This window comes from Ideonella sp. P3_A4 (assembly GCF_056403075.1).
In genome coordinates, this window is record NZ_JBFUGE010000192.1 from 1 (window position 1) to 10,954 (window position 10,954).

At 67.3% G+C, this 10,954-nt stretch carries 10 protein-coding genes; 5 read left to right on the forward strand and 5 right to left on the reverse strand.

Annotated features, from left to right (window positions below):
* On the forward strand, positions 1-311 hold a 311-nt coding region (locus AC1DYI_RS17300; RefSeq protein WP_477205376.1), incomplete at its 5' end, for a response regulator.
* A 19-nt stretch (positions 312-330) separates the two neighbouring features.
* Here AC1DYI_RS17300 and AC1DYI_RS17305 read toward each other — a convergent pair.
* The 4 genes from AC1DYI_RS17305 to AC1DYI_RS17320 are packed head-to-tail and all read right to left on the reverse strand — an operon-like array spanning position 331 to position 6,285.
* Positions 331-1,452: a hybrid sensor histidine kinase/response regulator gene (locus AC1DYI_RS17305; protein ID WP_477205377.1), complete on the reverse strand. Its 1,122-nt coding sequence runs from the start codon at positions 1,450-1,452 to the stop codon at positions 331-333.
* A complete protein-coding gene (locus AC1DYI_RS17310) occupies positions 1,449-2,057 on the reverse strand; it encodes a chemotaxis protein CheB (protein ID WP_477205378.1) in 609 nt (202 codons plus the stop codon). Before AC1DYI_RS17310 ends, AC1DYI_RS17305 begins: the two co-directional genes overlap by 4 nt.
* Positions 2,054-2,920 (reverse strand): CheR family methyltransferase, encoded by an 867-nt coding sequence (locus AC1DYI_RS17315; protein WP_477205379.1) that lies wholly within the window; start codon positions 2,918-2,920, stop codon positions 2,054-2,056. The genes AC1DYI_RS17310 and AC1DYI_RS17315 overlap by 4 nt, the downstream gene beginning before the upstream one ends.
* Entirely contained in the window at positions 2,917-6,285 is a 3,369-nt protein-coding gene (locus AC1DYI_RS17320) for a response regulator (RefSeq protein WP_477205385.1), read from the reverse strand. The genes AC1DYI_RS17315 and AC1DYI_RS17320 overlap by 4 nt, the downstream gene beginning before the upstream one ends.
* 299 nt (positions 6,286-6,584) lie before the next feature.
* Here AC1DYI_RS17320 and AC1DYI_RS17325 point away from each other — a divergent pair, with 299 nt between their 5' ends.
* From AC1DYI_RS17325 to AC1DYI_RS17340, 4 genes are all read left to right on the forward strand, one after another.
* Positions 6,585-7,715: an ATP-binding response regulator gene (locus tag AC1DYI_RS17325; RefSeq protein ID WP_477205380.1), complete on the forward strand. Its 1,131-nt coding sequence runs from the start codon at positions 6,585-6,587 to the stop codon at positions 7,713-7,715.
* A gap of 76 nt (positions 7,716-7,791) precedes the next feature.
* A complete protein-coding gene (locus tag AC1DYI_RS17330) occupies positions 7,792-8,139 on the forward strand; it encodes a thioredoxin family protein (protein ID WP_477205381.1) in 348 nt (115 codons plus the stop codon).
* A 126-nt stretch (positions 8,140-8,265) separates the two neighbouring features.
* On the forward strand, positions 8,266-9,726 hold the full coding sequence (locus AC1DYI_RS17335; protein ID WP_477205382.1) for a S8 family serine peptidase: 1,461 nt from the start codon (positions 8,266-8,268) through the stop codon (positions 9,724-9,726).
* 8 nt (positions 9,727-9,734) lie between these two features.
* Complete coding sequence (locus AC1DYI_RS17340) at positions 9,735-10,238, forward strand: hypothetical protein (RefSeq protein ID WP_477205383.1); 504 nt, start codon at positions 9,735-9,737, stop codon at positions 10,236-10,238.
* On the opposite strand, the gene AC1DYI_RS17345 is transcribed toward AC1DYI_RS17340, so the two are convergent.
* A partial coding sequence (locus AC1DYI_RS17345; RefSeq protein WP_477205384.1) for a glycosyl hydrolase family 18 protein occupies positions 10,215-10,954 on the reverse strand: 740 nt, incomplete at its 5' end. The genes AC1DYI_RS17340 and AC1DYI_RS17345 overlap by 24 nt on opposite strands.

Sequence of the window (10,954 nt, forward strand, 5' to 3'; positions counted from 1 at the left end):
CACTGCTGCAGGCCCGGCCGCTGATCACGCTGGAGATTGCGCCCGACCTGGCCGCGGCCAGCCTGCAGATCGGCCGCCAGACACCCGACCTGGTGCTGCTGGACATGAACCTGCCCGACGGCGAGGGCCTGCTGCTGCTGCAGGCGCTGCGCGAAGACCCGATGCACCACGACCTGCCGGTGGTGGTGGTCTCGGCCGATGCGATGGACGCGAGCGTCGGCCGCGCGATGCAGGCCGGTGCGCAGGCCTACCTCACCAAGCCCTACAACTTCGACACCGCGCTGAAAGAGGTCGACAAGCTGCTGGCCTGAGGATGCGCTGTCGCCAAGCTCAACCGGGCCGGCGCGGCAGCGTCAACGTGAAGCAGGTGTGGCCGTCGGTCGACTGAACGTCCACGCGACCGCCATGGGCCTGCGCGATCTGGTCGACGATGTACAGGCCCAGCCCGAGGCCTTCACGGGCCTGGCGGGGCCGCACACTGCCGCGGAATGGATCGAACAGGTGCGGCAGCAACTCGGGCGGCACACTGCCGGCGTTGTCGACGCTGACGCTGACCGAATCGGCCGCCAGGCCGTTCAACCGCAGCTGGATCGGCTGGCCCGGCAGCCCGTGCAGCAACGCGTTGCCGACGAGGTTGGCCAGCGCTTGTGCGAGGCGGTCTTCGTCCCAGACTCCGGTCAACTCGCCTTCGGCCTGCAGCTGCAGTTCATGCTCGGGATGTGCAGCCCGCTGCTCGTCGATCACCCGCTGTGCCACGCGACCCAGCTCGGCCGGCTCGCAGTGCACCGGGATGCCGCCGGCCAGGCGCGCGCGGGCCAGGTCCAGCATGTCCGAGATCATGCGGCTCATCGAACGGCCACTGGCGATGATGCGGCCGGCCGGGCGCCGCAACGCGTCACTTTCGGCCTGGCGCTCGATCAGCATCGCAGCCGTCAGCATCGCGTTCAGCGGGTCGCGCAGGTCGTGCGCCAGCACGGCGGCGAAGGTCTCGTTCAGGCGCAAGGTCTCGGTGCGTTCGTGCAGCTCTTCGGCCAGTTGCCGCCTGCTGCGGTAGAGGTCGAAAAAGACCTGTGCCTTGCTGTGCAGGATCCAGGGCTCGATCGGCTTGAACAGGAAGTCGACCGCGCCGGCGTCGTAGCCCTTGAACAGGCGCTGGGTTTCACGCGCACCGGCGGTGACGAAGATCAGCGGCACATGGCGCGTGCGCTCGCTGCTGCGCATCAGCTCGGCCAGCTCGAAGCCGTCCATCTCGGGCATCTGCACGTCCAGCAGCGCCAGCGCCACATCGTGCACCAGAAGCAGCTCCAGCGCTTCTCGGCCCGAGCGCGCCGTGAGCACCTCGACCCCGTCGCTGCGCAGCAGCGCCGACATCGTCAGCAGGTTGTCGTCGAGGTCATCGACCAGCAGGCATTTCACCGGCGCCTTCGACGCGGACTTCACGGGTGTGTTCATCGCGCCGGTCCCCTGGCCACGTCCAACAACAACATTCCCATTTCCTCCAAACCAAGCACGCGCGCTGCAGGGCAGCGCTGGATAGCGTAAAGCGGCATCGCCGGTGTCGCCKCGTCCGAAGGCCGCTGCACCAGCGTGGCACCACTAGCCTGGTGGATCGCCAGCAACCCATTGGCGCCATCTTCGCTGGCGCCGGTGAGCACGATGCCCAACAGCGCTTTGCCGTAGACCTCGGCCGCGGACTCGAACAGCGCGTCGATCGACGGGCGCGAGAAGTGCACCGGCGGGTCGGCCGACAAGGCCAGCTGCGGACCCGGGTCGATCAGCAGATGGTAGTCGGGCGGCGCGAAGTACAGCGTGCCGGGCTCGACCATCTGCTTGTCCTCGGCCTCCTGCACCCGCAGCGCGCACCGGGGCTGAAAGATCTCGGTCAGCAGACTGGGCTGCGAAGGCGGCAGGTGCACCACGACGAACACCGCCAATCGCGCATCGGCCGGCAGCATCGGCAGCAGTTGCGTCAGAGCGTCGATGCCGCCGGCCGAGGCGCCGATCACGATCGCCTCGATGCCCACCGGCGCGCCAGGCGCCCGTTGCGAAGGCCTCATGCGTCACCCCGCTTCTGGTACAGCCGCAGCTGCGGCACCAGCTCGGTGAAAGCCTCGTGGTGATCGGAGAAGCGCAGCGACTCTTTCACCCCGATGCCGAGAAAACCCTGGCGGCACAAGGCCTCGCGGAACAGGCCCAACGCGCGGTCCTGCAACGCACGGTTGAAATAGATCAGCACATTGCGGCACGACACCAGTTGCACCTCGGCGAACACGCTGTCGGTGGCCAGGCTGTGGTCGGAGAACACGATGTGCTTCTTCAGCCGCTTGTCGAACACCGCGTTGCCATAGGCAGCGGTGTAGTGCTCCGACAACGAAGCCGACGCACCCGAGCGGCGATGGTTCTCGCTGAAGCCGGCAATGCGGTCGGCCGCGTAGACGCCAGCCTCTGCCGTCTGCAGCGACTGGGCGTTGATGTCGGTCGCGTAGATCAGCGTGCGCTCCAGCAAGCCTTCCTCGTGCAGCAGGATGGCCATCGACCAGGCCTCTTCGCCGGTGCTGCAGCCAGCGATCCAGACTTTCAGCGACGGGTAGGTGCGCAGCACCGGCAGCACCGATTCGCGCAAGGCCTTGAAATACAGCGGGTCGCGGAACATCTCGCTGACCTGAACCGTTAGGTAGTCCAGCAGCGCCGGAAAGACCGCGGGCTCGTGCAGCAGGCGGTGTTGCAGCTGCGACAGCGTGCGGCAGTTGAAGCGCGCGAGCGCCGCGCGCAGCCGCCGCTTCAGCGACGACGGCGCGTACTCGCGAAAGTCGTAGTGGTAGCGCAGGTAGACCGCCTCGACGAACAGCCGCAGCTCGATGTCGAAGATCTTGTCGGGCGGATGGTCGCCGTCCGCCGGTGCGTGGGGGTCATGGCTCACTTGGGCATCCACACACGGATCAGCGACAGCAGCTTTTCCACATCCAGCGGCTTCGCGATGTAGTCGTTGGCGCCGGCGGCCAGGCACTTCTCCTGGTCGTCCTTCATCGCCTTGGCGGTCAACGCGATGATCGGCAGCTTGGCCAGCTCGGGCCGCTTGCGGATCTCGCGCATCGCCGTCAGGCCGTCCATCTCCGGCATCATCACATCCATCAGCACCAGGTGGATGGCCTCGTTCTTCGGGCCGGCCGGCAGCGCCAACCGGTCGAGTGCCTCGCGGCCATTGCGCGCGATCTCGACCTTGATGCCCTTGGGCTCGAGCACGGCGGACAGCGCAAAGATGTTGCGCACATCGTCTTCGACCACCAGCACGCGGCGGCCTTCGAGCGCCGTTTCGCGGTTGCGCGCGGCCTTCAGCATGCGCTGGCGCTCGGCCGGCAGCTTGGCCTCGACCTGGTGCAGGAACAGCGTCACCTCGTCGAGCAGGCGTTCGGGCGAACGCGCGTCCTTCACGATGATGGCCTTCGAGAAACGGCGCAGCTGCTGTTCCTGCTCGGCCGTCAACGAACGGCCGGTGTAGACGATGACCGGCGGGAACGACACGCCGTCGTGGTCGGCCATCTTCTGCAGCAGCTCGTAGCCGCTCAGGTCAGGCAGGTTCAGGTCAAGCACCATGCAGTCGAAGGTGCTGGCACCGAGCTCCCGCAAAGCATCGGCCGCGTTCGCGACGCCGACGATCTGCACCTCTTCGCTGCCCAGCAGCTGGGCCACGCTCTCGCGCTGGCGCGCATCGTCTTCGACCACCAGCACGCGCCGCAACCCTTGAGTGAAGCGGGCCTCGAGCCGTTGCAGCGCATGCACCAGCTCTTCGCGCTGGACCGGCTTGAGCGCATAGCTGACCGCGCCCATCTCCATCGCCTCGTGCGAATAGTCGGCCACCGAGGTCACATGAACCGGGATGTGGCGCGTTGCCGAATTGCGCTTCAGCTGATCCAGCACGCCCATGCCGGAATGGTCGGGCAAGTTGACATCGAGCAGGATCGCGTTAGGCAGGTACCGCGCGGCCGCCGCCAGCCCATCGCCCGCGTTGTGCGTCAGCACGCACTGGAAGCCTTGTTCGCGGATCAGGTCGCGCAGGATCTCGGCGAAATTCAGGTCGTCTTCGACCACCAGGATCAGGCGGGCCTGGGCGTTCAACTGGTCGCGGTCGTCGGACACCGTCGGCGGCCGTGGGTGGGGCGGCTGCGGTGTGTGGGCCTTGCTGCTGGTGCGCGGTGGCGGCTCGGCAGCCGGGCGCAATGGCGCGCTGGCCAGTGGGACGAGCGACGTGGGCGCCGCCTCGTGCCGCACACCGTCACGCGGCAGCGTCAGCGTGAACACACTGCCCTGCCCTGGCGTGCTCTGCACCGTGATATCGCCGCCAAGCAGACGCGCGAGGTCGCGCGCAATCGACAGACCCAGCCCCGTGCCGCCGTACTTGCGGTGGGTGCTGCCATCGGCCTGGCGAAAGGCCTCGAAGATGATCTCGCGCTGGTGCTCGCCAACGCCGATGCCGCTGTCGCGCACGCTGAAGGCCAGCATGTCGCCGGTCTCGTTGGCCGACACGCGCAAGGCCACCCCACCCTTCTCGGTGAACTTGATCGCATTCGACAGCAGGTTCTTCAGGATCTGGCCGCAACGCATCTCGTCGGTCACCAAAGATTCGGGCACGCCCGCCTCGACCGTGATGCCGAAGCCCAGCCCCTTCTCGCGGGCCAGCGGCTCGAAGGTCGCGAGCAGGCCGTCGACCAGGCGCTGCACACCCAGGCGTTCGAGGTTGACCTCGACCTTGCCGGCCTCGATCTTCGACAGGTCGAGGATGTCGTTGATCAAGGTCAGCAGGTCGTTGCCGGCCGAGGCAATCGTCTGGGCGAACTTGACCTGTTCGTCGTTCAGGTTGCCGGGCTTGTTGTCGGCCAGCAGCTTGGCCAGGATCAGCGTCGAATTCAGCGGCGTGCGCAGCTCGTGACTCATGTTGGCCAGGAATTCGCTTTTGTACTGGTTGGCCCGCTCCAGCTCGTTGGCCCGTTCGGTCAGCGCGCCCTGGGCGCGGCTGAGCTCGTCTTTCTGGCTGCCCAGCAGCTCGGTCTGCTCTTCGAGCTGGGTGTTGGTCTGTTCCAGCTCGRCCTGTTGGTTCTCGAGCCGGGCCTGCGATTCGCGCAGCGCGCGGCTCTGCTCTTCGAGCTCTTCGTTGCTGACGCGCAGCTCCTCTTGCTGGGTCTGCAACTCTTCAGCCTGGCGCTGGGTTTCTTCCAGCAGCTCTTCCATCCGCGTGCGGTCTTTCGAGGCCCGCGTCGCCATCGCCAGGGTTTCCGAGACGCGTTCCAGCAGCTCGCGAAACTCCGGCCGCACCGGCTTGAAGAAACCCAGCTCCAGCACGCAGTGCACCGCGCCGTCCACGGTCGCGGGCTGCAGCAGCAGCTCGCACGGTGCGGCAGCACCCACGCTCGAATGGATGTTCAGATAGCCAGCCGGCACGTCCAGCACATGCATCGCGCGTTTGTCGCGCACGGCCTGGCCCAGCAGGCCCTGGCCCGGCGCGACCACTTCGCGGTCCATCAACGAGCTGATCGCGAAGCTGGCCATGCGCCGCAGCTGGCCGCTGCGCTCGACAACGTAGATCACGCCGACCTGAGCATCCAGGAACCGGGCGAGGAACGCCAGCACCTGCTGGCCCATGTGGTCGAGCCGCAGGTCGCCCTGCAGGCTCTCGCTGACGCCGGCCTGGCCGGCCTTCAGCCAGGCCTCGATCTCGCGTACGCGGAAGTCGCGCGAGGTCATCAACGCGGCGGTGACGATCAGCAACAGCAGCGTGATCGCGCCGCCCCAGGTGACCAGCCGGCTCAGCAGCACCGCCTCGGCCCACGCATCGCGCCGGGTGCGGAAGGTCTTGCGCTCGTCCGCCTCCAGTTCCGCCACCGCGACGCGGATGCGGTCCATCAGGTCGCGCCCGACGTCGGTGCGCATCATGGCCAGCGCCGCTTCACCCTTGCCGTCGCGCTTGAGCGCCACGCTCTCGCGCAGCTCCACCAGCTTCTCGTTGACCAGGCGCTCCAGCGCATCGATCGCAACGCTGCGGTGATTGTCAGACAGGCTGAGCTGGCGCAATGCGCGGAACTGGCTGGCCACCTGGGCGCGCGCGCTGTCGTAGGGCTGCAGATACTGCTCGGCGCCGGTCAGCAGGTAGCCGCGCTGGCCGGTCTCCGCGTCTTTCAGCGTCGAGCTGATCGCCTGCACCTGCTGGATCATCTCCAGCGCGTTCGAGACGGCATCCGCCGCGTCCGACCGGGTGCGGTCCGCCTGGTATGAGAACAGCGTGATCAGCATCACCGCCAACAGCGCAACGCCGAAGCCGATGACGGTCAGTGGGGGCAGCAAGCCGCCCCAGCCGGTGGGCAGGACGATGGCGCGGGCAGCGCGGGCAATCAGTCGATGGGGCATGGAAGGCATGAGGTCACTTATCAGCCGGCGGCGTCGGAAAAAGTCCGGCCGAAATCGGAGCGGCAGCATCCCACAATGTTCCGCAGCTTGGCTTCCCTGCCCCCCAGATTGCAGGGCAAGAGCGGCATGCAAACCACAGGCACGCCGATTGCCATGCGCGTCCCATCCCTGTTGATGAACGCACCATGCCAATCCATTCTGCGCCGCCCGACGCTGCCCGCAGCCCCGTCAAGATCCTGGTGGTCGACGACGTCGCCGCCAACCTCGTTGCCATGCGGGCCCTGCTGGCCAGTGACGACTTGGCGGTCGTCACCGCCGGCTCGGGCGCCGAGGCACTCGAGATGCTGCTGGTGCACGACGTGGCGCTCGCCTTGCTGGACGTGCAGATGCCCAGCATGGACGGCTACGCACTGGCCGAGTTGATGCGCGGCAGCGAGCGCACCCGCCACGTACCGATCATCTTCCTGACCGCCGTGGCCCCAGAGGCCCGCAGCAGCTTTCGCGGTTACGAAAGCGGCGCCGTCGACTTCCTCTACAAGCCGCTGGACGAGCGGGTGCTGCGCAGCAAGGTGGCCGTGTTCGTCGAACTGCACCGGCAGCGTCAGATGTTGGCGGCACACGCCGAAGAGCTGGCGAGGCTGGCGCATGCCAACGCGCTGATGATCGCGGCCCTGTCGCATGATCTGCAGGAGCCTCTGACCGCGCTRGCACTGAATGCCGAGCTGGTGCTGCAGCGCAGCGAGTCGCCGGCGCTGCGCGACGCCGCAGCGCGGCAGAAGTCGGCTACTGCGTTGGTGCGGCGCCAGGTGGCGCACCTGATCAGCCTGGCCAAATCGCCCGGCGCCCAGTTGAAGGTCTGCGCCAGCACCACCGACCTGGCCCAGCTGGCGCGTGAACGCTGGCAAGCCGGCCGCGACAACTCGCTCCCGTTGAGTGGCGGCCAGTTGAAAACCGAGGGCGAGACCATCGGCCAGTGGGATGCGCGGCTGCTGGCCACCGCGATCGATCAGTTGCTGCTGCAGGCCGAAGCCCACTGCGGCACGACGCCGATCAATCTGCTGGTCGATGGCACGGCGCGTGGCGCGGTGATGCTGCGCATCAGCTTCGACAAGCCCCTTCCCGACGCGGCGGCCGAGCACTTGCTGGGTCAGGCCTTGCCGCTCGGCGCACTGCCGCCGCCGGCGGGCGCCGGCCTGCGCGAAGCCGAGCGCATCGCCCGGGCGCATGGTGGCTCGCTCGTGGCCAGCACGCGCACCCGTGATGGCACCTGCTTCGAGCTGATGCTGCCGCGCGGCGAGCAAGCCGGCCTCGGCTGAACCGATGCCTCCACCCCGACGCGAATGCGGTCTCTCATTTATGCGTTAGGGTAATCGGCAGGACGGGACATCCACCATGCCTTTCACCACTCACTTTGTTTCACCGGAGCCGAGCCGCGCCGAAGTCGACGCACTGCCTGGCGCCACGGTCATCGAGTTCGGCACCGGCTGGTGCGGCTTTTGCCTGCGGGCGCAGCCACTGCTGGCCAGCGCCTTCGCGCCGCATGCCGACGTGCGTCACCTGAAGGTCGAAGACGGCCCGGGCAAGCCGCTGGGCCGGTCGTTCCGCATCAAGCTCTGGCCCAGCCTGATCTTCCTGCGCGACGGGCAAGAGGTGGCGCGCCTGGTGCGGCCGCAAAGCGAGAGCGAGGTCGAGCAGGCGCTGGCGAGCTTGAGCACCGCAGCCAGCGGCCCCCAACCTTGACCCCACACTCCGCCGGCATGTAACGAGCCGGTGCGCAGTCGGGCCATGACAACGCTGTGGGCTGCCACAGCCGGCTCACCGACGACCGATAGCGTGTGAACTCCAATAAAACGTTAGGGGTTCACCATGAAGCATCGATCGGCCGCCCTCGTGGCGGCCTGCAGCTTATCGTCCTGGGCCGCCGCGGCCACTTCGGACGCCGTGGCGACCAGCCCGTTCGCGTCGGCTCGGCCCACGCTGAGTGTCGAGCGGGTGATCGTTCGATGGCGTGACACGCCAGACTGCACCGACAGCAACAGCAACGACCGGCGCCAGGCCACCGGCCAGCAGGCAGCGGACCTGGCCACCGCCCTGGGCTATGCCGCGACCGCGGTGCCATCCTTCAACGTCGACCAGCATGTGTTGCTGGACCTTGGACGCTCGCTCTCATTGGATGAAGCCGAGCAATTGATGGCGCAGCTGCAGGTCAACGCTTGTGTCGACCACGTCGACACGGACGCACACATCGACGCAGCCTTCGCCCCCGACGACACCCGCTTTGCGCAACAGTGGTACCTGAACTCGCCCACCGGCGGCGTCAACGCACCGCCGATGTGGGACAACCTGCCGACGGCGCCAACCAGCGTCAACGTCGCCATCCTGGACACCGGCGCTGCCAGCCACCCGGACCTGAGCTTCGTGCACTCGGAAGACGACACCGGTGATGCCGTGCAGGCGGGCTACTGCTACACCGGCTCACCAGCGAGCCTGAACTCATGGCACGGCAGCAAGGTGGCTGGCATCGTCGCTGCACGGCTGTCGAACAACGTCGGTGTCAGCGGCATCGTCGGCTACAACGACGACCTGCCGACACGCACGCTGAGCGTCACGCTGAACCACTACAAGGTGCTGGGCAAATGCGGCGGCAGCTTGTCGGACCTGGTGCAAAAGCTCAACGACGCCGTCACCTACGGCACCAGCAGCCACACGCGCCAGGTGATCCACATGAGCCTGCAGGCCGACGGCGCCTGCCCGTCGTCGCTGCAGACCGCGATTGACCGGGCCGTGGCCAGCAACATGCCTGTGGTGGCGGCTGCCGGCAACAGCAAGAAAGATGTTTCGACCAGCTACCCGGCCAACTGCCGCGGCGTGGTCAGCGTGGCGGCCACCAACCGCGCCGGCGGCCGCGCCTACTACTCGAACTTCGGCACCGGCGTGACGCTGGCTGCGCCCGGCGGTGAAATCAGCCTGACATCTGTCGACGGCATCATGACCACGACCAACCCGTCCACCTCGGGCCCGGCGCTGGTCTACAACGGCTCGAACATGTCGCAGTTCCTGAATGCCGGCTATGTGTTGGCCGAAGGCACGTCGTTCGCAGCGCCGATCGTCACGGCCGCGGTGGCGATGGTGATCTCGGCCTACGGCAAGTCCGCCACCGAAGCGGTCGACATCGTCAAGTCGACCACGCGGCCCTTTCCCCAGGCCTGCAGCGGTTGCGGCAGCGGCATCGTCGACGTCTACGCCGCGCTGCTGAAGGCCAAGCCGGCACGCCGCCCGCCCCCGCCGCCGCCCGACTGCGACCTCCACCCCGAACTCTGCCATTGAGTTGTGCGATGAAGAACACTCCGAACTTCCAACATCATCTGGCCTGCCTGGCCGCCGCTGCCGTGATGGCCGGCTGCGGCGGCGGCAGCGGCGACAAGGCGCAACACGTTGACGACTACCCGACCACCGTCACGTTGGCGGACGGCACCAAGCTGTCGATCGACAGCCAGACCTACCTGACGCCCGCATCGGGCATCGGTTCGGGCCGGCGCTGCAAGCCGAACTACTTCGTGCTGGTCAAGGTGCGTGCCAGCGCGTCACCATTCCCGCTCGAAGTCGATCTCAGCGGCGCCGAAGTGTGGAAAGACGATCGCCGCGTGGCCGAGGTCGAGTACGCCCGCCAGGCCACGCAGGTGCCGGACGAGCCGGCGATCGAAACGTCCGAGGCCGTGTGCCAGCCCAGCAGCCTGCAGCCCGGCGACCAGGTGCTCGTCGCCGCGGAGGTTGGCGTGCCAGGCCAGGGCCGGGTGCACCTCAAGGGCGCGGTGTCACTGGTGGCCTACGTCGACTGAGCCCGAGACCTTCGGCCGCGCACCGCGGCCGGAGCCAGCTCGGGCCGACGAACGTGACGACAACCCCGCGTCCACCGCGGCCCAGTAACGGTCGTCTTCCATGCCCAGCGCATAGACCGAGGTGCCGCCCAGACCATAGGCGTTCACCAGGCCGGCCTTCATCGTCACGCTGCGTTTGTTCTCGGTCCAGACCGTGTGTGTGCCCGTCCCGTCGTTCGGCTGGTAGCTGAAGTGGACCGAGTTGGTCGCCACGTCGTACTTCGGCGTGACGTGGTACTGGTCGGTCAAGGCCGGTGTGTCGACCCAGTACAGCTGAGTGCCGGTGTTGTCGGCCCGCCAGTCGTAGCCATAGGCCTGCAAGCCGCTGAGCAACTTGGCCGGTGGCACCTGCGATACCGCATAGTCGAGGTCGTCTTCAACCCAGTCCGAGCCGGACACCGGCCCCGGGTCCCAGCCCGGAATGGCCTCGTCGTACGTCATCACCTGCAGGTAGTCTGCGCCGAGGCCCAGCGCGTGCAGGTCGAAAGCCTTGTTGTACGGGTGTTGCGCATCGATTGCCGAAAACGCCGGCACCGAGACGATCAGCTTCAGGCCTTGCGCATGCAGCGCATTGCCCAGTGCCCTGTCCCGCAGAGAACTGCCATTGAGATTCGACCAGATGGTGATGATCGTGCGTCTGGACGGCTGGGCAGATACCCAGCGTATCTGCCCTGATG

Excerpts from the sequence above, each read along its gene's own strand:
- AC1DYI_RS17305 (WP_477205377.1), bottom strand. The coding sequence starts at position 1,452 with ATGAACACACCCGTGAAGTCCGCGTCGAAGGCGCCGGTGAAATGCCTG.
- AC1DYI_RS17330 (WP_477205381.1), top strand. The coding sequence starts at position 7,792 with ATGCCTTTCACCACTCACTTTGTTTCACCGGAGCCGAGCCGCGCCGAA.
- AC1DYI_RS17335 (WP_477205382.1), top strand. The coding sequence starts at position 8,266 with ATGAAGCATCGATCGGCCGCCCTCGTGGCGGCCTGCAGCTTATCGTCC.
- AC1DYI_RS17340 (WP_477205383.1), top strand. The coding sequence starts at position 9,735 with ATGAAGAACACTCCGAACTTCCAACATCATCTGGCCTGCCTGGCCGCC.